Annotated in this window: 24 protein-coding genes; 10 read left to right on the plus strand and 14 right to left on the minus strand. The window is 68.8% G+C overall.

Going from position 1 to position 26,175, the window contains the following annotated elements:
- Positions 1-43 precede the first annotated feature (43 nt).
- The 3 genes from JOD27_RS13070 (at position 44) to JOD27_RS13080 (ending at position 5,113) form a co-directional block, all read left to right on the plus strand.
- The gene (locus JOD27_RS13070; protein ID WP_204762455.1) at positions 44-1,045 is read left to right on the plus strand and encodes an LLM class flavin-dependent oxidoreductase; all 1,002 of its coding nucleotides are present in this window, start codon (positions 44-46) and stop codon (positions 1,043-1,045) included.
- A gap of 135 nt (positions 1,046-1,180) precedes the next feature.
- Positions 1,181-2,047, plus strand: coding sequence for an aminoglycoside phosphotransferase family protein (locus JOD27_RS13075; RefSeq protein ID WP_204762456.1), 867 nt, complete (start codon positions 1,181-1,183; stop codon positions 2,045-2,047).
- Between the two features lie 36 nt (positions 2,048-2,083).
- A complete protein-coding gene (locus JOD27_RS13080) occupies positions 2,084-5,113 on the plus strand; it encodes an AfsR/SARP family transcriptional regulator (RefSeq protein ID WP_307830106.1) in 3,030 nt (1,009 codons plus the stop codon).
- A 13-nt stretch (positions 5,114-5,126) separates the two neighbouring features.
- On the opposite strand, the gene JOD27_RS13085 is transcribed toward JOD27_RS13080, so the two are convergent.
- The 3 genes from JOD27_RS13085 to JOD27_RS13095 all read right to left on the minus strand — a co-directional run bounded on the left by JOD27_RS13085 (position 5,127) and on the right by JOD27_RS13095 (position 7,304).
- A complete protein-coding gene (locus JOD27_RS13085; RefSeq protein ID WP_204762458.1) occupies positions 5,127-5,900 on the minus strand; it encodes an ABC transporter permease in 774 nt (257 codons plus the stop codon).
- Positions 5,897-6,847, minus strand: a complete 951-nt coding sequence (locus JOD27_RS13090) for an ATP-binding cassette domain-containing protein (protein ID WP_204762459.1) — start codon at positions 6,845-6,847, stop codon at positions 5,897-5,899. Before JOD27_RS13090 ends, JOD27_RS13085 begins: the two co-directional genes overlap by 4 nt.
- An 88-nt stretch (positions 6,848-6,935) precedes the next feature.
- Positions 6,936-7,304 (minus strand): VOC family protein, encoded by a 369-nt coding sequence (locus tag JOD27_RS13095; protein ID WP_204762460.1) that lies wholly within the window; start codon positions 7,302-7,304, stop codon positions 6,936-6,938.
- 59 nt (positions 7,305-7,363) lie between these two features.
- Between JOD27_RS13095 and JOD27_RS13100 the strand changes: the two genes are divergently transcribed.
- Positions 7,364-7,801, plus strand: a complete 438-nt coding sequence (locus JOD27_RS13100) for a MarR family winged helix-turn-helix transcriptional regulator (RefSeq protein ID WP_204762461.1) — start codon at positions 7,364-7,366, stop codon at positions 7,799-7,801.
- A 60-nt stretch (positions 7,802-7,861) separates the two neighbouring features.
- Here the strand turns inward: JOD27_RS13100 and JOD27_RS13105 are convergent, their stop codons facing one another.
- From JOD27_RS13105 to JOD27_RS13130, 6 genes are all read right to left on the minus strand, one after another.
- Positions 7,862-9,346 (minus strand): alpha/beta hydrolase, encoded by a 1,485-nt coding sequence (locus JOD27_RS13105; RefSeq protein WP_204762462.1) that lies wholly within the window; start codon positions 9,344-9,346, stop codon positions 7,862-7,864.
- A 78-nt stretch (positions 9,347-9,424) separates the two neighbouring features.
- Complete coding sequence (locus tag JOD27_RS13110) at positions 9,425-10,171, minus strand: glucose 1-dehydrogenase (protein ID WP_204762463.1); 747 nt, start codon at positions 10,169-10,171, stop codon at positions 9,425-9,427.
- The gene (locus JOD27_RS13115) at positions 10,172-11,677 is read right to left on the minus strand and encodes an aldehyde dehydrogenase family protein (RefSeq protein ID WP_204762464.1); all 1,506 of its coding nucleotides are present in this window, start codon (positions 11,675-11,677) and stop codon (positions 10,172-10,174) included.
- 8 nt (positions 11,678-11,685) lie between these two features.
- The gene (locus JOD27_RS13120; protein WP_204762465.1) at positions 11,686-12,534 is read right to left on the minus strand and encodes a 3-oxoacyl-ACP reductase; all 849 of its coding nucleotides are present in this window, start codon (positions 12,532-12,534) and stop codon (positions 11,686-11,688) included.
- 9 nt (positions 12,535-12,543) lie between these two features.
- On the minus strand, positions 12,544-13,629 hold the full coding sequence (locus tag JOD27_RS46575) for a Zn-dependent alcohol dehydrogenase (protein ID WP_204762466.1): 1,086 nt from the start codon (positions 13,627-13,629) through the stop codon (positions 12,544-12,546).
- Between the two features lie 78 nt (positions 13,630-13,707).
- Positions 13,708-13,899 carry a ferredoxin gene (locus JOD27_RS13130; protein ID WP_204762467.1) on the minus strand — a complete coding sequence of 64 codons (192 nt, stop codon included), beginning with the start codon at positions 13,897-13,899 and terminating at the stop codon, positions 13,708-13,710.
- A 45-nt stretch (positions 13,900-13,944) separates the two neighbouring features.
- Here JOD27_RS13130 and JOD27_RS13135 point away from each other — a divergent pair, with 45 nt between their 5' ends.
- Entirely contained in the window at positions 13,945-15,105 is a 1,161-nt protein-coding gene (locus JOD27_RS13135) for an acyl-CoA dehydrogenase family protein (RefSeq protein ID WP_204762468.1), read from the plus strand.
- 24 nt (positions 15,106-15,129) lie between these two features.
- On the plus strand, positions 15,130-16,023 hold the full coding sequence (locus JOD27_RS13140; protein WP_204762469.1) for an acyl-CoA dehydrogenase family protein: 894 nt from the start codon (positions 15,130-15,132) through the stop codon (positions 16,021-16,023).
- Here the strand turns inward: JOD27_RS13140 and JOD27_RS13145 are convergent.
- Positions 16,007-17,095, minus strand: a complete 1,089-nt coding sequence (locus tag JOD27_RS13145) for an NAD(P)H-dependent flavin oxidoreductase (RefSeq protein WP_204762470.1) — start codon at positions 17,093-17,095, stop codon at positions 16,007-16,009. The genes JOD27_RS13140 and JOD27_RS13145 overlap by 17 nt on opposite strands.
- Positions 17,076-18,662 (minus strand): acyl-CoA synthetase, encoded by a 1,587-nt coding sequence (locus JOD27_RS13150; protein ID WP_204762471.1) that lies wholly within the window; start codon positions 18,660-18,662, stop codon positions 17,076-17,078. The genes JOD27_RS13145 and JOD27_RS13150 overlap by 20 nt, the downstream gene beginning before the upstream one ends.
- Before the next feature lie 74 nt (positions 18,663-18,736).
- Here JOD27_RS13150 and JOD27_RS13155 point away from each other — a divergent pair, with 74 nt between their 5' ends.
- From JOD27_RS13155 to JOD27_RS13165, 3 genes are all read left to right on the plus strand, one after another.
- Complete coding sequence (locus JOD27_RS13155; RefSeq protein ID WP_204762472.1) at positions 18,737-19,528, plus strand: crotonase/enoyl-CoA hydratase family protein; 792 nt, start codon at positions 18,737-18,739, stop codon at positions 19,526-19,528.
- Positions 19,529-20,016: 488 nt separating this feature from the next.
- A complete protein-coding gene (locus JOD27_RS13160) occupies positions 20,017-20,391 on the plus strand; it encodes a hypothetical protein (protein WP_204762473.1) in 375 nt (124 codons plus the stop codon).
- Positions 20,388-20,873: a roadblock/LC7 domain-containing protein gene (locus tag JOD27_RS13165; protein WP_307830107.1), complete on the plus strand. Its 486-nt coding sequence runs from the start codon at positions 20,388-20,390 to the stop codon at positions 20,871-20,873. Before JOD27_RS13160 ends, JOD27_RS13165 begins: the two co-directional genes overlap by 4 nt.
- A 39-nt stretch (positions 20,874-20,912) precedes the next feature.
- Here the strand turns inward: JOD27_RS13165 and kstD are convergent, their stop codons facing one another.
- The 3 genes from kstD to JOD27_RS13180 are packed head-to-tail and all read right to left on the minus strand — an operon-like array spanning position 20,913 to position 25,184.
- Positions 20,913-22,622, minus strand: a complete 1,710-nt coding sequence (gene kstD, locus JOD27_RS13170; RefSeq protein ID WP_204762474.1) for a 3-oxosteroid 1-dehydrogenase — start codon at positions 22,620-22,622, stop codon at positions 20,913-20,915.
- A complete protein-coding gene (locus tag JOD27_RS13175) occupies positions 22,619-24,130 on the minus strand; it encodes an acyl-CoA synthetase (RefSeq protein ID WP_204762475.1) in 1,512 nt (503 codons plus the stop codon). The genes kstD and JOD27_RS13175 overlap by 4 nt, the downstream gene beginning before the upstream one ends.
- 25 nt (positions 24,131-24,155) lie before the next feature.
- Positions 24,156-25,184, minus strand: a complete 1,029-nt coding sequence (locus tag JOD27_RS13180) for an LLM class F420-dependent oxidoreductase (protein WP_204762476.1) — start codon at positions 25,182-25,184, stop codon at positions 24,156-24,158.
- A 45-nt stretch (positions 25,185-25,229) separates the two neighbouring features.
- On the opposite strand from JOD27_RS13180, the gene JOD27_RS13185 reads away from it, so the two are divergent.
- Entirely contained in the window at positions 25,230-26,174 is a 945-nt protein-coding gene (locus JOD27_RS13185; RefSeq protein WP_204762477.1) for a Zn-ribbon domain-containing OB-fold protein, read from the plus strand.
- Position 26,175 lies beyond the last annotated feature (1 nt).

Consider the following 26,175-nt stretch of genomic DNA (forward strand, 5'->3'; position numbering starts at 1 on the left):
GAGACGTCACCTAAGCTCGGAGGGAGGACTGAAGGAGGATTCCGTGCCGCGGAAGTCAGAGCCGTTGCGGAAGCTGGGTTTTCTCACCATCGGGCTGTTCGACGAGCAGAACCCGGCACCCGGCCACCGAACCACTCTCGAGATCATCGAGCTGGGCGAGGAGCTGGGGTTCGACAGCGCCTGGGTGCGGCACCGGCACCTGCAGTTCGGCATCTCCTCGCCGGTCGCGATCCTCGCGGCGGCCTCCCAGCGCACCAGCAGGATCAGCCTCGGCACCGCCGTGATCCCGCTGGGCTGGGAGAACCCGCTGCGGCTCGCCGAGGACCTGGCGACCGTCGACGTGCTGTCCGGCGGCCGGCTGAACCCCGGCGTCAGCGTCGGGCCGCCGATGTACTACGACGACGTCAAGCACGCGCTGTACCCGCAGACGGCCGACGTCGAGGACTTCAGCTACGACCGGCTGCAGCGGCTGCTCGACTTCGTGGGCGGCGAGAAGGTCACGGACTTCGCCGGCACCAGGGGCATCGAGGTGTTCTCCGATCGCGTGCAGCCGCACTCGGCCGGTCTGCGCGAACGGATGTGGTACGGCGGCGGCAGCCTGCGGTCGGCGAGGTGGGCGGGCGAGCACGGGCTGAACCTGCTGTGCAGCAACGTGGTCCAGGCCGAGGAGTCGGAGGACTTCGCCGAGATCCAGCTCTCGCACATCCGGACGTTCCGCGAGCACGGCGGCGGACGGGTCTCGCAGGGCCTCGTCGTGATCCCGACCGACTCCGCCACGCCAGAGCAGCGCGCGAAGTACCAGGCCTACGTGGACCAGCGGACGGCCCGCACCGGCGCACCGGTCGGGCCGCGCCGGTTCATGTTCGCCCGCGACCTCATCGGCACGTCCGCCCAGATCGCCGAGCAGCTGTACGCGCACCTCGCGTTCCAGGAGGTCGACGAGGTGGCGTTCGCGCTGCCGTTCAGCTTCGAGCACGAGGACTACGTGCAGATCCTCACCGACATCGCCACCAAGCTGGGGCCGGAGCTGGGCTGGCAGTCCTGAAGGCCCACCAGGTGTCCATGCGCGCCGTGCATCCAGCCGACGCCGGGCAGTCGGCGACGAAGCAGAAAACCCTGCGGCGCGAGCCGTAGGAATCCCCCTCGTTCACGAGGGGGGAGGAGTCAATACATTGCCGGTGTGACGGTGGAGCGGATTCTGGCCGAAGCAGACCTGACCGAGTTCACGATCCGGCAGTTGGATGGCGGCACCTACAACTCGGTGTACCGCGTGACGTCACCCGAGGGCGACTTCGTGCTCAAGATCTCCCCCGCCGGCCAGCCAGGACTCACCTACGAGCGCAACCTCATGCGCACGGAGGCGATGTTCTGCACGCTCGGCCACACGGTCGCACCGGTGCCGGAGGTCGTGCACACGGACTTCTCCCGTTCGCTGACTTCGGGCGACGCGCTGCTCATGACCTGCCTGCCGGGTCGGCCGTTGTTCGGACGGTGCGACGTCGACCGGCCGTCGATCCGTCGTCAGCTCGGCCCGGCGGTGGCGGCGTTGCACGAGGTCACCGGGCCCGGCTTCGGCTATCCACAGCTCGGCCTGCACTCGTCGTGGACCTCGGCGTTCTTCGCGATGGTCGGGGCCGTGCAGGCCGACGCCGAACGCCACGGCGTGACGCTGCCAGAGATTCCATTGGACGCGGCGGTGTTCGACGAGGTCAAGCGGCCTGCGCTGGTGCACTTCGACCTCTGGGACGGCAACATCCTCACCGACACCGGCCTCACCGGGCTGGTCGACGGCGAGCGGGCGTTCTGGGGCGATCCGGTGGCCGAGTTCGTGTCGCTCGCCCTGTTCTCCTCGATCGAGCACGACACGGATTTCCTGGCGGGCTACGGCTTCGAGTTCACCGACTCCGCCCGCGTCCGGCTCGCCGCCTACCAGGCCTACCTGTACTCGATCATGCTGGTCGAACGGGTGCCGCGCGGCAGCACCGACGACTCGATGGAGCGCCTCGTCACCGACGCGCTCAAGGCCGCAGTCGACGTTCTCGCCTGACCACGGCGGGTGATCTGGAAAGCTGGACGTGTGCGCGTGGCATTGCTGGGTCCGACGACCGTCGAGACCGACGACGGCACACCGGTCGACATCGGTGGTGCCCGCGTCCGCATGCTCCTGGCCCGCCTCGCGCTCGACCCCGGCCGTCCCGTGCAGACCAGCACGCTGATCGACGACCTGTGGGGTGAACAGCCGCCCGCGGACGCGTCGAACGCGCTGCAGTCGCTCGTGTCGCGGCTGCGCAAGGTCGTCCCGGACGTGACGCTGGAGCCCGGTGGCTACCGGCTCGCGATCACGCCGGACGACGTCGACGTCCACCGGTTCGAACGGCTCCGCGCCGCCGGGCGGTTCGACGAGGCGCTCGCGCTGTGGCGTGGCGAGGCGCTGGCCGACGTGCGGGAGGCACCGTTCGCAGAGCCCGCGGCCTCCCGTCTGGACGAGGCGCGCCTCACCGCGGAGGAAGAGCGGTTCTCGACCGGTGAGCTCGACGTCGCCGCCCTGACCGTGATGCACGAGAAGCACCCGCTGCGGGAACGCGTCACCGGGCTGCTGATGCGGGCGTTGTGCGCGCAGGGCAGGCAGTCGGACGCGTTGCGCGTCTACGAGGACGTTCGCCGCAAGCTCGCCGACGAGCTGGGCGTCGACCCGTCGCAGGAGCTGCAGGAGATCCACCTCGCGGCGCTGCGCGGGGAGCTCACGCCGAGGGCCGCGGTCGACCGGCTGCCCGTGCGGCTCACCAGCTTCGTCGGCCGTGACGAGGAGTTGGCCCAGATCACCGGTCAGCTCGGGCAGGCGAGGCTCGTGACGCTGGTCGGGCCGGGCGGTGCGGGCAAGACGCGGCTCGCCACCGAGGTCGCGGCCCGGCATCCGTTGCACGCCAAGGGCCGCGTGTGGTTCGCGGCGCTGGCCGGTGTGCGTGCGCCGGAGGACCTGGCCGGTGCGGTGCTGAGCGCGTTCGACCTGTCGTTCGGCGGGGATCCGCTGCGGCGCAGGGCCGAGGGCATGAACCGGATCGTCGAGGTGCTGGGCGCGGGCGAGTCGTTGCTGGTGCTGGACAACTGCGAGCACCTCATCGCCGCCGCGGCCGAGTTCGCCGGCGATCTGCTGCGGCGGGTGCCGAACCTGCGCGTCATCACGACCAGCAGGGAACCGCTCGCGATCGACGGCGAGTCGCTGTGCCCGGTCGGGCCGCTCTCGGTGCCGAACGGGCAGGCGGACGTGTCGGGGTTCGGCTCGGTGCGGCTGTTCCTGGACCGGGCGGGCGCGGTGAAGCCCGGCTTCGTCCTGGACGAGTCCACTGTGGACGACGTGCGGCAGATCTGCCGCAGGCTCGACGGCATGCCGCTCGCGCTCGAACTGGCGGCCGCGCGGTTGCGGTCGATGACGGTCCGGCAGATCACCCAGCGCCTCGACGACAGGTTCCGGTTGCTGACCTCGGGCAGCCGCACGGCACTGCCCCGCCAGCGCACGCTGCGCGCTGTCGTCGAGTGGAGCTGGGACCTGCTGACCGAGGAGGAACGCGAGCTCGCGCGCCGCCTGTCCGTTTTCCCGGCGGGAGCCGACCTCGCCGCGATCGAACAGGTCTGCCACTCCGACGCGCTGTACGTGCTCACGTCACTGGTCGAGAAGTCCATTGTGGACGTGATGGAGACCGACGAGCCGCGCTACCGGATGCTCGAGACGATCCGGGTCTACGCGGCGGAACAGCTCGACGCGTCGGGTGAGAAGCCCGAGGTCCTCGACCGGTTCCGGCGGTACTACCGCGACCTGACCAAGAAGTGGGAGCCGCTCACCCGCACGTCCCGCCAGCTCGAGGCGATCGGGGTGTTCGAGGCGGAGCAGGACAACATCGCGGCCGCGCTGCGCGGCGCGGTGGACGACCGGCAGGTCGGGCTGGCGGCGGACCTGCTGATCGGCGTCTTCTGGTACTGGCTGATCAAGGGCGACAACGAACGCGCGGAGCTGTCGGTGCGCGAGGTGCTCGCGCTCGGCAGCGACCTGCCGGACGACCTCGCGGCCTCGTTCCGGGCGATGCACCTCATCATGAGAGCGATTCCCGGCCTGCCGGAGATCGGGGAGGCCTCGTCCGTCATCGAGGACTGCGTGCGCACCGGTGCCACGCAGAAGTACCCGGCGCTGTCGATCGCGCTGCCGATGCTCGCGTTCCTGAGCCAGAATCCCGAGATCGCGCGCCGTGAAGTGGCACGTGCGGCGACCAGTGAGGACGCGTGGGCGCGAGCCGCGGCCGACTGGGCGTTGAGCTTCATCCTCGTCGACGAGGGCGATCTCGACGGTGCGGAAGTGGCCCGTGACCGCGCGTACGACCAGTTCGTGGCGGTGGGCGACCGCTGGGGTTCGGCGATGACGCTCGGCATGAAGGCCGCGTTCGTCTCGCACACCGGCGACAACCAGGCGGCCATCGACCTGTACCGGCGAGGCCTGGACGTGGCACTGGAGCTGCGCTCCCTGGACGACGCCGTGCAGCAGCGGTGGCGGCTCGCGGTGGAGTACGCCCGGTCAGGCGATCACGAGTCGGCCGCGCGTGAGGTCGTGGCGGCGCAGGAGTACATCCGCGACATCGGCAACGACCAGATGTCCATCATGGTCGGTTACGCGAAGGCCGAGGTCAGGCTCCGGGCCGGCCACACAGCCGAGGCCCGGGAGCTGAGCGCCCGGTTCAAGGAGGAGGCCGCCAAATCGACCGTGCTCGGCTCGTTCGTCGCGGAGTGGTCGTCGATGCTCGACGCGCGCATCGCGATCGCGGAGGGCATCCCGGACGAGGCGGAGTCCTGCGTGGCGGTGGCGATCACCACGACGTCGGAACGCGGTGACATGCCCGATCTGGCCACGGTGGCGGAACTGCTCGCGCTCGTCCGGCACGCGCAGGGCCGCGACGACGCCGCGGCCCGCTCCCTCGCGCTCGCCCAGGTGATCCGCGGGCGGCTCGACCTGGGCGACCCCGACGTGCGGGACCTCGTCGCCCTGCTCGGCGAGCCCGAACGGCTCTCGATCACCAAAGCCGAGGCGCTGCAACGGATTCGTGCGGAGGCGGGCACCAGCACCTGATGCCCGCCTCTTCTCACACCCTCTTGCGGTAGGCCAGCGTGGCCAGCGGGAAGAACATCGCGACCGCCGCCACCATCCAGATGAGCGATCCGGTGAGCGGCCCGGCGATCGCACCGCCGTTGAGCAGCCCGCGCAACGCGTCCGCCATCAGAGTGACCGGGCTGATGTCCGCCCACGCCTTCAGCCAGCCCGGCATCGTGGACGTCCCGACGAACACGTTGCTGCCGAACGTCAACGGCATGATCAGCACGAACATCATGCCCTGCACCGCCTGCGGCGTCTTGAGCAGCATGCCCACGAACACCGACGCCCAGCAGAAGCACAACCCGAACGCGATCGTCAGCCCGACCGCGACCAGCAGCTCCGCCGGCCCGGTCTGCACCCGGAAGCCCATGATCGTGGCAACCACGAGCAGCACCAGGATGCACACCACGTACCGCACGATGTCCGCCAGCACCGCGCCGATCAACGGCGCCGAACGCGCGATCGGCATGGACCGGAACCTGTCGAACACGCCCTTGGAGACGTCCGTGTTCAGCTGCACGCCCGCGGTCATGCTGGCCTGCAGGATGTTCATCACCATGATCCCCGGCACCAGCATCTGCAGGTACGCGTCGGTGTTGCCGGCGAGCGCGCCGCCGAAGAGGTAGGTGAACATCACCAGGAACACGATCGGCGCGATCGTCACGTCCATCAGCTGCTCGGGGTTCTTGCGGATCTTCAGGATTCCGCGCCAGGCCAGCGAGAACCCGTGGCGCATGCCCCTGTCCAACGCGATGGTGCTCATGCCAGGCTCCCCTCTGTCTGCTTGCCGGTCAGCGCCAGGAAGACCTCGTCGAGCGACGGCAGCCGCAGCGCCAGCTCGTCCGCGGTGATCCCGGCGTCGTCGAGCTTGCGGACCAGTGTGGACAGCAGCACCGGATCGTTGACCGGCGCGGTCAGCAGACCCGTGTCCTCGTCCCGCGTCGGCCGCACGCCGGTGAGGTCGCCGAGAATCCGTTGCACGGCATCGAGATCGCGCAACGACGTCGGCCGCACCTGCAGCGTCTGCCCGCCGACTCGCCGCTTGAGCTCGTCCGGGCGTCCCTGCGCCACGACCCGCCCGTGGTCGAACACCGTGATCGTGTCCGCGAGCTGGTCGGCCTCCTCCAGATACTGCGTGGTGAGCAGCACCGTCACCCCGTTGGCGACGAGCTTGCGCACCACCGCCCACACCTCGTTGCGGGCGTGCGGGTCCAGCCCGGTGGTCGGCTCGTCCAGGTACAGCACGGACGGGTTCCCGACCAGGCTCGCCGCGAGGTCGAGCCGCCGACGCATACCCCCGGAATACGTCTTCGCGGCTCGCCCCGCGGCGTCGGTCAGCTCGAACTGCTCCAGCAGCTCGGCCGCCCTGGCCCGCGCCCCCGCACGCGAGTAGTCGAGCAGCCTGGCCAGCAGCACGAGGTTCTCCGTGCCGGAGAGGTCCTCGTCCACCGACGCGTACTGCCCGGTCAGCCCGATCAGCGACCGAACCGCCCGCGGGTCCTTCACCACGTCGTGTCCCCCGACCGTGGCGTGCCCCGCGTCGGGCCGCAGCAACGTGGCCAGCACCCGCACCGCCGTGGTCTTGCCCGCGCCGTTCGGCCCGAGCACACCCACGACCTTCCCCTCCGGCACCTCCAGGTCGACACCGTCCAGCGCTTTGGTGTCCCCGTAGTGCTTGACCAGGCCTTCTGCCCTGATCGCCAGCGACATCGTCCGTTCCTCCCTGTGTCGGAACGAACTGTGCGCCGGGCGGCTGACAGGACGCGCACAAAGCGCTGTCAGCCCCTGACAGCGGCTGTCAGACGCGGTCGTGGAGCGTGATCCGGTAGCCGTCGGGGTCGGCGAAGGTGAACGTCCGGCCGAAGGGGCCGTCGATCGGCGCGGAGACGATGGTGTGGCCGTCGGCGACGAGGGCGTCGTGGATGGCCTGGACCTCGGTGGCGTGCAGCCAGATCGCGGCACCGACGCCGGGGTGGGCGGCGGAGTCGAGATCGGTGCCGGGAATGACTTCGCGCAGTGCGAACGCGATCGGCTTCGTCTCGAAGACCACGGCGTGCGGGGGTCCGGCCGGCGAACGGACGAGGCCGAGGTACTGCTCGTAGAACGCCTGCGAAGCGTCCAGGTCGCGTGCCTGGAGCGAGATGAAGTCGGGACCGGTGGCGGGCATGATGCTCCTCGTTTCGTGTCAGTTTCCTGACACGGCCAACGCTATGTCAGAATACTGACATGAGTCAAGACGGCGTCGACCTGGAGAAGTCGCTGGGCTACCTGCTGAAGGAGGCGTCGAGCGCGCTCCGCGCCGCCATGGAGGAGGTGCTGCGTCCACTCGGGATGAACGTGACGCACTACGCCTGCCTGGAGCTGCTGGCCCAACGACCAGGCCTGTCGAACTCCGAGCTCGCGCGCGGCGCGTTCGTGACCCGGCAGACGATGAACGTACTGCTCCAGGCCCTGGAGCGAGAGGGCGACGTGACGAGGCCCGCGGAAGCACCCGTCGGAAAGGTGCTGCCCACCCGGCTCACGCCGCGCGGACGGCGGCGCCTGGAGAAGGCGAGCGCGGCGGTCCGGTCCGTCGAGGTCAGGATGCTGGCCGATCTGACGGAGAGTGAGCAGGCAAGCGCGTTCCGGATCCTGCAGAGCATGATCCGTTCTCTGCGCGCCTAGCTCGTTCACAAAGCATAGAGGGACCCCACACGCGGTGGGGTCCCTCTCTGACGACCGATCTCAGGCGAACGGCGACTTGTCGATGCCGCACGTCTTCTGCGCGGGCAGGACACCGGTGAAGAGGTACTCCCGCTTCACCTTCTCCGCGCACGTGCTGTGCACGTACATGGAGGTGTGGCCGTAACCCTCGACGGTCAGGAACCCGGTGCGCGACATCTCCGCCGCGCCGTCCTGAGCACCGTGCAGCGGGGTCGACGGGTCGAACCTGTTGTTGATGAACAGGATCGGCGCCGACGTCCGGCGGTTCCACGGACCGGTGTAGCGGTCGGCATCACGGCCCTGCCAGAACGCGCAGGCCATCATGTCGTAGACCACGGGACGGCCCCAGTACGGCACGCGCTCGTCCTCGCTCTTGCCGTACTTGGTGTACGCGGCGGTGTCACGCGGGAAGTCGCTGTCCGCGCACTGGATCGCGTTGTACGCCTCGAACCGGTTGGTGATGTAGTCGGCGGACGCCGCGCGCAGCGACGCCGGTGCCTCCCACACGCCCTGCAGGATCCTGGCGGTGTCCTGCCAGGTCTCCGGCTGCGCCAGCGCGTCCCAGACGGTGCTGATCAGCGTGACGCGGTCGAAGCGGCCGTCCGGCGTGGTGACGGGCGAGGCCGTCACCTTGGCGACCAGGTCCGCCCACTTCTTCTTGAGGTCGCCGCCCGCGAACGCGCACTTCGCTCCCGGAGCCGCGCACAGCTTCAGGAACTGGTCGAACGTCTCCGCGACACCGCGCGGCACGTCCTGGCGCGTGTCCAGCGGCACCGTCGTGCCCTGGTTGCCGTGCCCGGTCGCGTTGCCGACGAAGTCGAGCGCGCCGTCGAACGCGAGTGCCCTGACCTTGTCCGGGAACAAGTTCGCGTAGATCGCGCCGAGGTGCGTGCCGTACGAGATGCCGTGGTACGTCAGCTTCTTGTCGCCGACGGCCTTGCGCAGCTGGTCGAGGTCACGCGCCGTGTTGGCGGACGAGACGTGGTCCAGCAGGTCGCCGGACTTGGCCTCGCACCGCCGGACGAACTCCCGGTACCCCTCGTAGAACGCCGGTTCCTGCGCGGCGGTGTCGGGGTAGACCGGAATCGAGTTGAGGAAGTTCTGCTGCTCCTCGACGCTGTCGAAGCACCGAACAGTGGCCGAACGCCCGATGCCGCGAGGATCCCACGACACCAGGTCGAACCGCGCCCGCAGCTCGGCCGAGAACAGCCACTCCCACTTGGCGCGGCCCCGCAGCCTGTCCACACCGGACGCACCGGGACCGCCGAAGTTCACGAACAGCGAGCCGATCCGCTTCGACGGGTCGGTCGCGGGCAGCCTGATGACCGCGAGGTCGATCTTCGTGCCTGCCGGTTGGTCGTAGTCGAGCGGCACCTTCGCCGTCGCGCACTGGAACCCGTCCTGACAGTCCTGCCAGGACAGAGCCGGTGTCTCCAGGTCGGGCTCCGCGACGGCGGCCGGCGCGAGGCCGATCAGCAGCGCCGCCGTGACCAGTAGTGATTTCAAATGTAGCTCCCCAGTTTTCAACCTCTCGGTCAGGGAGACGCTATCGCCACCCCCGAGGTTGCATCCGGGGACCACAGATCAACTGAGAGCGTGCGTGGCCGTCGCTCCTCCGTCCACGACGAACTCGGCACCGGAGCAGTAAGCGCTTTCATCACTGGCCAGGAACAACACGACGTTCGCGACGTCGTCGGGCTGACCGACGCGGCGCAGGGCCACCTTCTTGCCGATCGGCGAGATGTCGATCGGACGGCCGAGCGCCTCGCCGACCATCGGGGTGTTGATCGCGCCGGGGTGCACGGAGTTGACGCGGATGCCGTGCTGGCCGAGCTCCATCGCGGCCACCTTGGTCATTCCCCGGATGGCGAACTTGGACGCGGTGTAGGCGACGAGGTACGGCATGCCGCCCAGGCCCTCGACCGACGACACGTTGACGATCGAGCCGCCGCCCGCGCGCGTCATCGACTCCACGACCGCCCGCATGCCGAGGAACGTGCCGACCTGGTTGATGCCGATCACCCGCTGGTAGTCGGCGAGCGTGGTCTCCGCCAGCGCCGAGAAGTGCAGGATGCCCGCGTTGTTCACGAGAACGGTGATGTCGCCGAACGTGCCGACCGTGAACGCGACAGCCTCGGCCCACGCGTCCTCGTCCGACACGTCGAGGTGGCAGTACTCGGCACCCAGTTCGGCCGCGAGCTCCTTGCCCTGGTCGTCGAGGACGTCGGTGAGCATCACCTTCGCACCCTCCGCGGCGAACCTGCGGGCGGCGGCCGCGCCCTGACCGCGGGCCGCACCGGTGATCAGGGCGATCTTGCCGTCCAGCCGCATCTACATCAGCTCGTCGGTCAGCGGCATCATCACGGTCTTGAGCTCGGTGTAGGCCTCGTAGGCGCTCTGCCCGCCCTCACGGCCCAGCCCGGACTGCTTGTAGCCGCCGAACGGAACGTGCGGTTCGAGCTGGAACCCGTTGATGCCGACCATGCCGACGCGCAGCCTCTTCGAGACGCGGAACGCGCGGCGGACGTCGTTGGTGTAGACACCCGCACCCAGGCCGTACTCCGTGTCGTTGGCGAGGCGGATGGCTTCTTCCTCGTCGTCGAACGGCACGACGGTCAGCACCGGGCCGAAGATCTCGTCTCGCGCGATCGTCATGTCGTTGCGGGCGTCGGCGAAGACCGTCGGTGCCACGAAGTTGCCGGACGCGAGGTCGCCTTCGAGCCGCGTGCCGCCCGTGACGAGGCGAGCGCCGTCCTCCTGGCCGCGCTGGATGTAGCCGAGCACGCGGTCGAGCTGCCTGGAGTTGATCAACGGGCTGGCCAGCACGGCGGGGTCGAACGGGTCGCCGAACGTGACCGCGCCCGCGAGCATCGACGCGCTGGCGACGAACTCCTCCTGCACGTCCCGCTGCACCAACGCCCGTGTGTGCGCGACGCACGCCTGGCCAGAGAGACCCATCGTGACCATGCCCATGCAGGTCATCGCGGCGAGGCCGACGTTCGGGGCGTCCGCGAACACGAGTGCGGGCGACTTCCCGCCCAGCTCCAGGGAAACGCGCTTCATCGTGCCCGCGGAGGCCTCGACGATGCGGCGGCCGACCGCGCGGCTGCCGGTGAAGCTGATCTTGTCGACGGCGGGGTGGGTGATCAGCGCTTCGCCGGTCGGGTCGCCGGGGCCGGTGACGAGGTTGATCACACCCTCGGGCAGACCGGCCTCGATGAGCAGCTCGACCATGCGGATCACACAGAACGACGCGTACTCGGACGGTTTCACGACGACCGTGCACCCGGCGGCCAGCGCGGGCGCGAGTTTCTGGGCGAACAGCACGAACGGCGCGTTCCACGGCAGGATCGCCGCGACGACGCCGACCGGTTCGCGGAACGTCATCGCCAGGTGGTCGCCGCCCTGGTACGGCGGCAGGGTCTGGCCACCGACCTTGTCGATCCAGCCCGCGTGGTGGTCGAAGATGTCGGCCGCGATGCCGACCGACGTGGCGTAGATCTGGCCGAACGACAGCGGCACGCCGTTGTCGAGCGCCTGCAGGCCGCGCAGCTCGTCCGAGTGCTCCCGCAGCAGGTCGCTGTACCGGCGCAGGACCCTGATGCGCTCGCCCGCCTTCGACCGGCCCCACGTACCCTCGTCGAACGCCTTGCGCGCGGCCAGGACCGCGGCGTCGACGTCCTTGGCCGACGCGACCGCGAAGCTGCCGATCACCTCGCCCGTCGCGGGGTGGTGGTGGGTCCAGGTCTCGTCCGTCTCGCGGAACTCGCCGCCGATGAGGAGCCGGCCGTCCTTCAGGCCGAGCGTCTCGCGGTGCGGTTGCACGGTGAGCGTCACAGCTCCTCCTACAGAGACATCGTTTCAGTACAGGCGAAAGTCCTTTGTGGATCCCGGTCGGCGAAGTAGCCGTCGAGATCGGTGAAGGCGTCGAACTTCTGCTCCACGCTGGGCGGCGCCATCAACGCGACCATGCCGCCGTGCACGACGAAGACCTGGCCGTTGATCTTCTCCCCGGACGGGCCCGCCAGGTGTGCCACGAACCTCGCCACGTGCTCGGGTGCGAGCGAGTCATCGCCCTCCGGTGCCTCGCCGAACACGTGGGCGGTCATGCCGGTGCGGGCACGTGGACAGATCGCGTTGGCGCGCACGCCGTAGCGGGACGCGCCGCGCGCGGTCGCGACCGTCAGCGCGGCGATGCCGGCCTTGGCGGCCGCGTAGTTGGCCTGGCCTTCCGAGCCGAGCAGGAACGCCTCCGACGAGGTGTTGACGATCCGTCCGTAGACCGGTTCGCCGGACGCCTTCGACTGCTGCCGCCACAACGACACGGCGTTGCGCGACAACAGGAAGTGGCCGCGCAGATGCACCTTCACGACGAGGTCCCAGTCCTCGTCGGTCATGTTGAACAGCATTCGGTCGCGCAGCACGCCGGCGTTGTTCACGACGACGTGCAGCCCGCCGAACTCCTCCAGCGCCGCGGCGACGAGGGCGTCCGCGGTGGTCCGCTCCCCCACGTCGCCCTCGACCACCACGCACTTCCCGCCCAGCTGCTCGATCTCGGCCGCGGCGGCCTCGGCCGAGCCCGGCAGGTCGTTGAGAACGAGAGAAGCACCGGCCCGAGCCAGTTCCAGTGCTTCCGCCCTGCCCAGTCCGGCGCCGGCGCCGGTGACGACGGCGACCTTCCCCGCGAGGTCCACTTGAGACTCCTAGTCGAACAGGATGACCTGGCGGATGAGGGAACCTCCGCCACGCAAGGCCTGGAGGCCTTCGTTGACGTCCTCGAGCCTGATCCGTTTGCTGATCATGCCTTCGAGGTCGAGCCTGCCTTCCCGCCACAGCGCGATCATGCGCGGCACGTCCCGGCGGAAGTTCGCCGTTCCGTAGAACGACCCGTGCAAAGTCTTGTCGTGCAGGAACAGTTCCTGCGCGCTGAACGACACCATCGCGTCGGCCCTGCCCGCGCCGACGACCACGGTGTGGCCACCGCGCCGGGTCAGGTCCCAAGCCTGGCGGATGGTGGCCGCGAGGCCGACCACGTCGAAGACGTAGTCGAAGCCCATGCCACCGTTGAGCTGATTGTTGAGGTCGGCGATGCCGTCCGGTGTCGTCGCGTGCGTCGCGCCGAACTTCCTGGCCACGTCGTGCTTCTCTGTGACGGGGTCGACCGCGACGATCCGCGCGGCAGCGGCGAGCCGCGCACCCTGGATCACCGCGACGCCCACGCCACCGCAGCCGATCACGGCGACGCTGGAACCCGGTTCGACCTTCGCGGTGTTCAGCACGGCACCGACACCGGTGAGGATGCCGCACGACAGCAGTGCCGCGATCTCCCACGGCACGTCGTTGTCGACCTTCATCGCCGCGTCGGCGGGGACGACCATCTCCTCGGCGAACGCGCCGAGACCCGCGTAGCCGAACGCGGGATTGCCACCGACGACGAACCGCGGCGAGGTGAACGCGGACAACGTGTGCACGAGGCACAAGTGCGATTGGCCCGTCACGCACTGAGGGCACTTGCCGCACGGCGGCACGAACGTGATCGCCACGTGGTCACCGACCGCGAGCGACGTCACGGCGCTGCCGATCTCGACGATCTCACCGGCGCCTTCGTGGCCGATGACACCGGGCGCGAGCGCGGGCAACGTTCCGTCCATCGCGGACAGATCGCTGTGGCACACTCCGCACGCCTTGATCCTGATGCGGACTTCCTGCGGCCCCGGCGCGGTGGTCGTCACGTCGTCCCGGAGCTCGAGCTTGTCGTCACCGACCTGGTTGAGCACGGCTGCCTTCACCCGGTATCACTCCTCGCTGAGCTCACGGCTGACTCACCGTCGCACACTAGAATCTGTTCCTGTTCGTGACAAGGTCCATCAGCGTGAGAGCCGCAGTGCGCCCATCGGGCACGACACGACGGCCTTCTCCGCCCGCTCCACCTCGTCCTCGGCCAGCTCACCATCCCGGATCTGCAGAACCTCTTCGTCGTCGAGGTCGAACACCTCGGGCAGGACCGACGTGCAGACGCCGTGCGCCTCGCAGATCGAAGGGTCCACGTCCACCTTCATCGCGGCCTCCTGACATCAAGTAGAACTTGTTCTAGAGTAGCGGTCATGCGCATCGGTTTCACGCCCGAACAGGAGCAGTTGCGCCAGGAGCTGCGGGCGTACTTCGCCGCGCTCATGACGCCGGAACGCCGGGCAGGGCTCGTCGGCGGCAGTGACTACGGTGACGCCGAGGTGTACAAGGACACCGTCCGCCGGATGGGCGCGGACGGATGGCTCACCATCGGCTGGCCGGAGGAGTACGGCGGCCGTGACCGCCCGATGATCGAGCAGCTGATCTTCCTCGACGAGGCGTCCGCCGCCGGTGCGCCGGTTCCGTTCCTGACGCTGAACTCGATCGGGCCGACCATCATGGCGTTCGGCACCGCCGAGCAGAAAGCGTTCTACCTGCCCAAAATCGCTTCCGGCGAGATCCACTTCGCCATCGGCTACTCCGAGCCGGAGGCAGGTACGGACCTGGCGGGGTTGCGCACTCGGGCGGTCCGCGAGGGCGACGACTACGTCGTCAACGGCCAGAAGATGTGGACGAGCCTCATCCAGTACGCGGACTACGTGTGGCTGGCGTGCCGCACCGACCAGGAATCGCAGCGGCACAGGGGGTTGAGCATCATCATCGTGCCGACCACCTCCCCCGGCTTCTCCTGGACACCGGTGCCGACGATGTCCGGGCCGACCACCAGCGCGACTTTCTACGACAACGTGCGCGTGCCGGCGGCGAACCTGATCGGCGAGGAGCACAAGGGCTGGAAGCTCATCACCAACCAGCTCAACCACGAACGCGTCGCCCTGTGCTCGGCCGCGCCGCTGCAGACCGCGCTGCGCGAAGTTCGTCAATGGGCGGACGAAACGGGCGCGTCCCGGCACGAGTGGGTACGGCTGCACCTCGCCCGCGTGCACGCCAAGACCGAGTTCCTGAAGCTCGTCAACTGGCGGATCGCGTCCGGCGGTGACGAGGCGCCCTCACCCGCGGAAGCCTCGGCCACCAAGGTGTTCGGCACCGAGTTCGCGACCGAGGGCTACCGGCTGCTGATGGAAGTGCTGGGCGCCAACGGAATCGTGCGCACCGGATCGCCGGGAGCACTACTGCAGGGCCGGGTGGAACGCATGCACCGCTCGTCGCTCATCCTCACGTTCGGCGGCGGCACCAACGAGATCCAGCGGGACATCATCGCGCGGGTGGGCCTCGGACTGCCTGCCGTGCCCAGATAGATCGCCTCGACAACGGAGACTTCCATGGACTTCACACTGACCGAGGCACAACGCGAGCTCGCCGCGCTGACCCGCAAGATCCTCGACTCGTCCGACCACCCGTGGCCCGACCTGGTCAAGTCGGGGGTCGTGCCGGAGGATCCCGCCGAGTTCGGTGTGCTGGAGCACTGCGCGGTCCAGGTCGAGCTCGGGCGCGCCGTCGCGGCCGTCCCGTACCTGCCGACCATGCTCGCCCAGCAAGCGTTGGCGCAGTTCGACACCCCTCGCCCCGGCGCCGTCCTCTCGGTGGCGCTGGCCGAGGACCAGAACGGCGCGAAGACGACCGTCCCGTTCGCCACGACCGCCTCGGCGTTCCTCGTGGTGCACGACGACCAGGTCTTCCTCGTCGAGGCCGGCGACCTGGACATCAGCGCGCAGGAGCTGGTCGACGGCTCGGACGCGGGCACCTTCGAGTTCACCGGCGGACGCCTGATCGAGGGGCTCACCCCGGACTGGTTGATCACCCGGTACACGGTGGGGCTGTGCGCCTTCCAGCTCGGTGTGACCGAACGCGCGTTGGAGCTGACGGCCGAGTACGCGCGGACCCGTGTGCAGTTCGACCGGCTGATCGGCAGTTTCCAGGCCGTGGCGCAACGTCTTGCTGATGCGTACATCGACGTGGCGGCGATCCGGTTGACGCTGTGGCAGGCGGCCTGGCGGCTCTCCGAGGGGCTGGACGCGGCGGCCGAGGTGGCGACGGCGAAGTTCTGGGCGGCCGATGCCGGGCACCGGGTGGCGCACACGGCCGTGCACGTCCACGGCGGCACGGGCATCGACATGAGCCACGAGGTGCACAGGTACTTCACCGCGGCGAAGCGGGCCGAGTTCGAGCTGGGCGGGGCGACCGCCCAGCTTCTGAAGCTCAGCGCAGCTTGGTGAGACGTTCGACGGTCTCCTCGAACTCCCGCAGCAGGTCCGTCATCACGTCGGCGACGGGGCGGACCTCGTTCATCCGCCCGACGACCTGACCGACCGGCATCGACACCACGGACGGGTCGTCGGACCGGGCGATGCGCTGGTGCGCCTCGCTGACGAGCAGGTTCTGCAACGGCATCGGCAGCGGTTCCGGTGCGGCGTCTGCATTCCACGCCTCGGTCCACCGGGTCTTCAGCAGCCGCGCCGGTTTGCCGGTGTAGATGCGGGTGCGGACGGTGTCGCTGGATCCGGCGGCCAGCAGCGCGTCCTGGGTGCTGGAGTTCCCGAGCTTGTATTCTGCGGTGGTCAGCCAGTACGAGCCCATCCACACGCCCGAGGCGCCCAACGCCATGGCCGCGGCGGCCTGACGTCCCGAACCGATGCCACCCGCAGCGAGCACCGGAACGTCCACCGCGTCCACGATCTCCGGCACGAGCACCATCGTGGCGACCTCGCCGGTGTGCCCACCGGCCTCGTAGCCCTGGGCGACCACGATGTCGACACCGTTCTCCACGTGCCTGCGGGCGTGCTCGGCCTTGCCCGCGAGGGCGGCGACCGGAACCCCGGCCGCGTGCGCGCGTTCGATGACGTCGGTCGGCGGCGAGCCCAGGGCGTTGGCGATGAGCCGGATCGGGTGCTCCAGCGCCACGTCGACGTGCGACCGCGCGACGGAGTGCAGCCAGCCGAGCACTCCCTGGCTGTCCTCTCCTTCCGGCAACGGCGGCACGCCGAGCTTCAGCAGCGTCTGCTGCACGAAGTCCTTGTGGCCCTGCGGAATCAGCTTGTCCAGGTCGATCTGCGTGCCCTCGGTCGGCACCTTGGCGGGCATCACGATGTCGACGCCGTACGGCTTGCCGTCGGTGTTCTCGTCCATCCACGTCAGGGTGCGGTCGAGGTCCTCCGCGTCGTTGAACCGCACGCATCCCAGCACTCCGAGGCCGCCCGCCCGGCTGATCGCCGCCGCGACGTGCTCGGACGGCGTGAAGCCGAAGATCGGGTGCTCGATGCCGAACCGGTCACACAGGCTGGTGCGCATGTTCCTCCACGTGAGCGCGAGCCCACTGGTAGTCGGGTTTGCCACTCGGCGTCCTGCCGATCTCGTCGACCAGCCACAGCGAGCGCGGCACCTTGTACCCCGCGAGCGTCAGGCGCACGTGAGCGTCCAGTTCGGACAGTGTCGGCCGGGCACCGTCGCGTGGCTGCACGAGAGCACCGACCCGTTGGCCGAGCAGGTCGTCCGGGATACCGATGACGAGGGCGTCGAACACGTCCGGGTGCGACTTCAGCACGCCCTCGACCTCTTCCGGGAACACCTTCTCGCCACCGGTGTTGACGCAGGTGTTGCCGCGGCCGAGCAACGTGATGTCGCCGTCCTCCTCGAACCGCGCGTAGTCGCCGGGCACCGTGAACCGCTTGCCGTCGACCTCCACGAACATCCGCGCGGTCTTCTCGGGGTCCTTGTAGTAGCCCAGCGGGATGTGCCCGCCGCGCGCCAGCTTGCCGATGACGCCCGGCACCGGTTCGAGCTTGTTGCCGTCGTCGTCGATGACGATGGTGTCCTCGTTGAGCTTCACCTTCGTGCCGTCGGTCTGCACGATCTCCTTGGGCACCGCGCCGATGCCGGTGGACCCGGTCTCGCTCGACCCGATCGACTCCAGCAACGTGGTGTGCGGCAGGAGCTCCTGGTACATCTTCTTCACCGGGTAGGAGAACAGGGCTGCGCTGCTGTTGATGATGAACAGCGACGAGCCGTCGTAGCCGCCGCGCTGGAACTCCTCGATCAACGGCCGGCCCATCGCGTCGCCGGTGATCGCCGCGACCTGGACCTTCTCCCGCTCGATGACCCGCCAGATCTCGGCAGGGTCGAACTTCGGCACCAGCACGACGGTGCTGCCGCAGAACAGCGCGCCCAGCACGGCCCACTGCGCGGCGCCGTGGATCAGCGGCGGGAGGCAGAGCCGGACGAGGCCGTAGTCCTTGCCGGACCTGGCCTGCTGCCACTCGTCGGTGAGACGTTCACCGGTCACGAAGTCGATGCCGCCGCCGAGCGTGCGCCACACGTCCTCGTGCCGCCACATCACGCCCTTGGGCATGCCGGTCGTGCCGCCGGTGAACAGGATGTAGAGGTCGTCGGGGCTGCGCGGCCCGAAGTCCCGCTCCCCCGACTGCTCGGCGAGCGCGGCCTCGTACTCGACGCCGGCGAACTCCTCGTCGGACTCGTCGTCGATCACGACGGTGGGGCCGGGGGACCCGACCTCCGCGACCAGCGGCGAGTACCGCCGTTCGTGGACGAGAGCGACCAGATCCGCTTCTCCGAACAAGTACTGCAACTCGTTCTTGGTGTAGCGGTAGTTGACGTTGATGGCCACCGCGCGCAGCTTGTAGACCGCGAGCAGGGCTTCGACGAGTTCGATGGAGTTGCGTGCGTAGAGCCCGACGTGCGACCCCTGTGTCACGCCGTTCTTTGCCAGGTGGTGAGCCAGTTTGTTGGCTCGTGACTCGAGCTCGGCATAGGTGACCCGCTTCGGGCCGCACACGAGGGCGGTCCGGTCGGGCACGGTGTCCGCGGCGTGTTCAACGAGGTCTGCGACGTTGAGGGCCATGGTAGGCAAAGTAGAACGTGTTACTGTTCTGGACAATCCCCCGTGCGGTCAAACTCGATCCAGGAGGCGCGCGAATGACGACCACGACAGAACCCCACGCGTTGGTGGACTTGGTCGGCAACGTTCTGGTCGTCACGATGAACCGGCCCGAGGTCCGCAACGCCTTGTCCGGCCCGATGATGGCGATCATGCGCGAGGCGTGGGACCGCGTGGACAACGATCCCGACGTGCGCGTCTGCATCCTGACCGGCGCGGGCGGGTCGTTCTGCGCGGGCGCCGACCTCAAGGCGATGACGGCGAACCATCCCAGTGACACGGCGGGAAGCTACGACTTCTCCGTCATCGAACCACTGCTCAAAGGTCGTCGATTGACGAAACCACTCATCGCCGCCGTGGAAGGCCCTGCGGTCGCGGGCGGCACCGAAATCCTTCAGGCGACCGACATCCGGGTGGCCGGCGAGAGCGCGCGGTTCGGTGTGTCCGAGGCGCGGTGGGGCCTGTTCCCGCTCGGCGGATCAGCCGTGCGGTTGCCGCGCCAGATCCCGTACACCGTCGCGGCCGACCTGTTGCTGACCGGACGCCACATCAGGGCCGCCGAGGCCAAGGAAATCGGCCTCATCGGTCACGTCGTGCCGGACGGTCAGGCGCTCGACAAGGCGATGGAGCTGGCCGAGCTGATCACCGCCAACGGACCGCTGGCCGTGCGGGCGATCCTGCGGACCATGCGGGAGACCGAGGCGATGCACGAGAACGAGGCGTTCAAAGTGGACGCCCGGCTCGGCATGGAGGTCTTCCGCAGCGAGGACGCGAAGGAGGGGCCGCGCGCGTTCGCGGAGAAGCGCAAGCCGGAGTTCAAGGGCCGCTAGAAGCGTGTCGCAGCTGTCTCTTGGGATGTGACAGTGAGGGTGATGTCGGCAGACAGCCGCTCTTCGATCATGAAGATCGCGCTCTCATGGCTGCCGACTGCACGGTTGGCAGCAGTTGGGGTGATCAGCGTTTGCGTCAGCATTTCGCTACCGCCGTCTCGGCAGCGACGCGCATGGGAACGCGACCATCCGGGCTTTCGGTGACGAGCACCGGACCGCTGCCCCCTACCCGCCTCAACGGAGCACAACCAAGCCGCGACGCTCTACTAACGTTCGATCAGATTCGACTATGCGTTCGACAGCGTTCGACAACCGCCGGCCACAGTGGACTCGCCAGCTCACGCACGTTGCTCCGAACGGGCATGTACGCACTTCGCCGCGCGACATAGGGTGATGCCGATCACGCGACCCGGCCGGTGAATTCGGGGGATACCGCCGGAAGAATTGTCTTTGCGCGCAATCGTGCGGATACGAGGAGCAACTGTCGAATGAACATCGACACGGCCTTGAAAGAGGCAATGACCATTTCCGGTGCGGTGGGAGCCGCGCTCGTCGATTTCGAGAGCGGGATGTCGCTCGGTTCGGTCGGAGGTGGTGACTGGCTGGACCTGGAGGTGGCCGCGGCCGGCAACACCGAGGTCGTGCGGGCGAAGCAGCGGGTTGTCTCCGCGCTCAAGCTGAACGACGAGATCGAGGACATCCTGATCACACTGGGCCGCCAGTACCACCTGATCCGCCTGCTGAAGGCGAACAGCCGAGGCGCCTCGACGTTGTTCCTCTACCTCGTCCTGGACAGGGAGCGGTCCAACCTCGCGCTCGCGAGGCACGGCCTCAAGGCCATCGAAGCCGGCCTGGTCGTGTGAGCGAGGTGACCGGCAGAGCATCGGCGGACTCCGGTGTGCTGCCCATGCGCAAGCGCGGTTCGGCATTGCCGATCGGGCTTGCGGTGGCGCCGCCGCCGGACGATGCCGGTAAGAAGACGGTGACCGAGGCGCTGCAGGAAATCCGCGATCGCATCGATCCCGTCGCGATCAGCGGCGTGCTGGCCGCGACGCGGGACGGCTTGGTGCTGTGCGCGCACACTCGCGACATCGAGAACGAAAGTGTTGCCGCGATGGCGGCCGCCGCGGCCGGGCTGGCGGCGCAGTTCATCGCCAGGGCCAGCGTCGGTGACCCGCGCGTGGTGTTCTTCGAGGGGGACGCCGGGCAGGTCGGCGTGTTCTCCGTGGACCCCGACACCCTGCTGGTCGTGTTCAGCGAGAGGAACACGACCATGGGCATGTTCAACGTCGCCGCCAAGCAGGCCTTGGCCTTGCTGCAGCAGGCGATCGCCGGACAGCGCTGAGTGATGCGGCCGCGACCCACGGGTCGCGGCCGGTCCCGATCAGATGTCGTTGGCCGCGATGTACCCGAACGTCATGGCGGGCCCGATCGTCGACCCCGCACCGGCGTAGCTGTGGCCCATCACGGCCGAGCTCACGTTGCCCGCCGCGTACAACCCGGGAATCACGGAGCCGTCCGGCCGCAGCACACGGGCGCGCGCGTCGGTGACCATGCCTCCCTTGGTGCCGAGGTCGCCGGGCACGATCTTGAACGCGTAGTACGGCGCCACCCACAGCGGCGCGAGGCACGAGTTCGGGATCACCGCAGGGTCGGTGTAGTAGTGGTCGTAGGCGCTGTCGCCGCGTTTGAAGTCCGGGTCCCTGCCGGTGAGCGCCTGGTTGTTGAACCGGCTGACGGTGGCCTTCAGCGCGGTCGCCGGCACGCCGATCGCCGACGCCAGGCCGTCGAGCGACCAGTTCTTCACGACCGCGCCGGACTGGTACCACGCGTCCGGCAGCGGCAGCGTCGGTGCGACGTCGGAGAACAGGTACCTGTTGCGGTAGTTCTGGTCGACGATCAGCCACGCCGGGATGCACGGGTCGGCGGGGTTCTTGTCGTACATGACGTGCACGACGTCGCTGTAGGGCGCGGCCTCGTTGACGAACCGCCGGCCCGCCGCGTTGATCATCAGGCCGCCGGGCAGGGTGCGTTCGGCGAGGCAGAAGTACGGCGAGCCGGGCACCGGGATCGCCGGGCCCCACCAGGCGTCGTCCATGAGGTCGAACGCGGCGCCGACGCGCTGGCCGGCGCGGTGACCGTCGCCGGTGTTCTCCTTCGCGCCGACCGTCCACTGTGTACCGATGGGCTGACGCTGGTACTGGGCGCGCATGGCCGCGTTGTGCTCGAAGCCACCGGAGCCCATGATCACGCCACGCCGCGCTTTGACAAGCCCGCGCGAGGTCAGCACGCCTTTGACAGCGCCGTTTTCCACGTGCAGGTCTTCCAGCGGGGTGTTCAGCCACACCGGCACGTTGGCCTGCAGCAGGCCCGCCCGCAGACCACCGGCCAGCGCCTGCCCCATCGTGAGCGGCTTCTGGCCCGCGAGCGCGGCCGCGGTTCCACGGGCCAGCGCGGCCGCGGCAGTGGCGGCACCCTTCGCGTTGACCAGAGCGAGTGCGAGCCACTTGTAGTCGGCGCCGTAGATGACCATGCCCGCCGGGGTGGCGAGGTAGGGCGGGTTCAGGTTCGCCAGTTCCGCGCCGAGGACGCGGCCGTCGAGCATCTCCGGCTCGATGGACCTGCCCTTGGCGATGCCGCCGGGAAGCTCCGGGTAGTAGTCGCTGTAGCCGTCCATGTGCCGGAAGCGCAGCGGGCTGTTGCGCATCACGAACGAGATCATCTGCGGCCCGTACGTCAGGTACGCCTGCTGCCGCACGACCGGGATGTCGCCGACGACGGCCGCGAGGTACTGCCGCGCCTTCTCCGGCGTGTCGGGCACGCCGGCGGCGAGGATGATCTCGTTGTTGGGAACCCAGATCCCGGCACCGGATCTGGCGGCGGAACCGCCGAACGTCGGCGCCTTCTCCAGCACCACGCAACTCAGGCCGCGTTTGGCCGCGGTGAGGGCGGCGGTCATGCCCGCCGCGCCCGCGCCGACCACCACGACGTCGAACTCGCCGAGCGGATCTGCGGAGGCACGAGAGGTCTGCACGAGTCCAGAGGCCAGCGCGAGACCGGCTCCGGCGAGCACCTGACGGCGGTTCAGGGTCATGGGTGCCTCAGCTTTCGCTTGTACAGCTTGCCGTTGGGGTCACGAGGCAGTTCGGCCAGGTACTCGATCGTGCGCGGAAGCTTGAACTTCGCGAGCCGCGTGCCCGCGAACTCCAGCAGCTCGCGGGTCAGGTCGTCATCGGGCTCGACACCGTCCGCGGGCTGCACGACCGCCTTGATCTCCTCGCCCCAGTCCGGGTGCGGCACACCGAACACGGCGACATCGGCGACCTTGGGGTGACACACGAGCTCACCCTCGATCTCCGCCGGGTAGATGTTCACGCCGCCGGAGATGATCATGTCGTTCTTGCGGTCGCACAGGAACAGGTAGCCGTCTTCGTCGAGATAACCGATGTCCTGCAACGTGAAGAGCCTGCCGACGCGCGCTGCCTTCGTCTTCTCGGCGTCCTTGTGGTACTCGAAGGTCGCGTCGCCCATGCGCATGTAGACGAGGCCGCGCTCGCCCACCGGGAGCTCGTTGCCGTCCTCGTCCAGGATCTTGATCTCCGACGTCGGCCACGGCAGGCCGACGGATCCCGGCTTCTCCAGCCATTCCCGGGCGCTGATCGCCGTGCCGCCGCCCTCGGTGGCGGCGTAGTACTCGGTCACGACCGGACCCCACCAGTCGAGCATCCTGCGCTTGACCTCGATCGGACAAGGGGCCGCACCGTGGATCATCACCCGCAGCGACGACAGGTCGTACTTCGTCTTGACGTCGTCGGGCAGCGCGAGGAGGCGGTGGAACTGGGTCGGCACCATGTGGCTGTGGGTGACCTTGTACCGCTCGATCAGCCGCAGCATCTCCTCCGGCACCCAGTGGTCCATGAGCACGGCGGTGTGGCCGAGCTGGATGGAGATGACGACGAAGTTGAGCACCGCCGTGTGGTAGAGCGGTGAGCCGCACAGGTGCACGTGGCCGTCGTGCGGCTTGATCCCGAAGATGCCGAAGAACCACGGGGCCGACGGCGGCACCACGTCCGGATCGGCGCCGGTCAACGGCCTGCGCACGCCCTTGGGCCTGCCGGTCGTGCCCGAGGTGTAGAGCATCGGCGACCCGGTCGTGCGGACGTCCGGGCGGCCATGCTCGCCCTCGCCGAGCTTGCTCAGCGGCTCGAACCCCGCGATGTCACCGACGGAGAACCGCGCGGTGGCCGGCAGGCTCGCCGAGGCCTCCGTGGCGGCCTTGGCGAACCGTTCGTGTCCCACGAACGCCTTGGCACCGCTGTCCTGCACGAGGTACGCGACCTCCGCGCCGGTGAGGTGCCAGTTCGCCATGACGACGTAGAGGCCGGTCTGGAAGGCGGCGAAGTACACCGCCACCAGCTCGGCGCTGTTGGGCAGCATCAGCACGATGCTGTCGCCGGGTGCCAGCCCCAGGGCCTGGAACCCGCGCCCGTACCTGTTCGCCGACGCCGCGAGCTCCGAGTAGGTGATCTCGCGATCGCTCGGATCGACCAGCGCGGTCAGGTCCGGCTGATCGGTGGCGATGTTCCAGAGTCCAGTGACCACACCCTCAAAGTAGAACGCGTTTCACCTACTGACAAGCCTCAGACACCGCCTTGATCGAGGCAACGTCACGACACCCGACGAGCAACATCGTCACGCCGGCCTTCTCCCACCGGCCGACCTCCTCGCGGACGTGCTCGGCGGTGCCGACGATGGTGATCTCGGCGACCAGTTCGTCCGGAACCGCCTGTGCCGCCTCGTCTTTGCGTCCTGACTGGAACAGCCTGCCGATGTCCTGAACGACCTCTCCGTATCCCATGCGGGTGAAGACCTCCGCGTGGAAGTTCATGCCGGGCGCGCCCATTCCGCCGATGTACAAAGCGACGAACGGCTTGAGCATGGCGCGGACGGACACCGGGTCGTCCGTCACGACGACCTGGCACGTGGCAGCGACCTCGAAGTTCTCCCTGCTACGACGGGACTTCGCGAACCCTTCCTCCAGCCATTCGTCGTACATGCCTGCCAGCCGGGGCGCGTAGTAGATGGCGAGCCAGCCGTCGGTGATCTCCGAGGCCAGCGCCACGTTCTTGGGACCCTCGGCGCCGAGCCAGATCGGCAGGTCGGCGCGCAGCGGGTGGGTGATGGGCTTGAGGGGCTTGCCGAGCCCGAGCGCTCCCGGCCCCCGGTAGGGCAACGGGTGGTGCGGACCATCGTTGGTGACCGGCGCCTCGCGGGCCATGACCTGACGCAGGATCGAGATGTATTCCCTGGTCCTGGCAAGGGGTTTCGCGAACGGGCGGCCGTACCAGCCCTCCACGACCTGCGGCCCGGACACGCCCAGGCCGAGCACGAACCGTCCACCCGAGAGGTGGTCGAGGGTCAGCGCGTGCATGGCGCAGGCGGCCGGTGTGCGCGCCGACATCTGCACGACCGACGTGCCCAGCCGGACGCGTTGCGTCGTGGATCCCCACCACGCCAACGGGGTGAAGGCGTCCGATCCCCACGCCTCGGCGGCAAACACCGCGTCGAAGCCGAATTCCTCTGCCGCCGCCACGAGTCCGGCGGCGTTCGGGGGTGGCGCGGCACCCCAGTACCCGAGCTGCAGACCGAGCTTCATGCCGCCATCTTGCCACCATTTCGAGAACCTGTTTCACTTTGATCTGTGACCAAGCCGCTGAGTGCTCCACTTGACGTCGGCTTCGACTACACGCGCTCGCTCGGCCCGACCCTGGGCCGGTTCCTGACGGATCTGCGCCGCCGGAAGGTGACCGGGATCCGCGGTTCCGACGGCCGTGTGCACGTGCCGCCGCTCGAGTACGACCCGGTGACCGCCGAGCGGTTGTCGGAGTTCGTCGAGGTGGCGTCCACCGGTGTCGTCCGCGGGTGGTCGTGGATCCCCGAACCGCTGGAGGGTCAACCGCTGGACCGGCCGTTCGCGTGGGCGCTCATCCAGCTCGACGGTGCCGACACCACGCTGCTGCACGCCGTCGACGCGGGTTCGCCGGACCGGATGGCCACGGGCGCGCGGGTCCGGGTGCGATGGCGTGCCGAGCGCGTCGGTGCGATCACCGACATCGAGTGCTTCGAGCTCTCCGACGAGCCAGCGGACGATCCGGTCGACGCGGACGAGGTCACGATGGTGACCACGCCGGTCCACCTGCATTACACGCATTCCGCGTCGCCGACCGAGGATCCGTTCCTGCGCGGGCTGATGGAGGGGCGACTGATCGCCCAGCGCTGCCCGGCGTGCTCGAAGGTCTACTTCCCGCCGCGGCCTGCATGCCCCACGGACGGCGTGCCGACGACCGACCAGATCGAGCTGTCCGACCGCGGGACCGTCACGACGTTCTGCGTGGTCAACGTGCCGTTCCTCGGCCAGCGCATCCCGCCTCCCTACGTCTCCGCCTACGTGCTGCTGGACGGCGCGGACATCCCGTTCCTGCACCTGCTGCTCGGTGTCGCGCCCGAGGACGTGCGGATGGGCATGCGCGTGGAGGCGGTGTGGAAACCGCGCCAGGAGTGGGGCCCGACGATGCAGAACATCGACCACTTCAGGCCTTCCGGCGAGCCGGACGCGCCCTTCGACTCCTACTCCCAGCACCTGTGAG

Source organism: Lentzea nigeriaca (assembly GCF_016907955.1).
In the GTDB taxonomy this organism is placed as follows: domain Bacteria; phylum Actinomycetota; class Actinomycetes; order Mycobacteriales; family Pseudonocardiaceae; genus Lentzea; species Lentzea nigeriaca.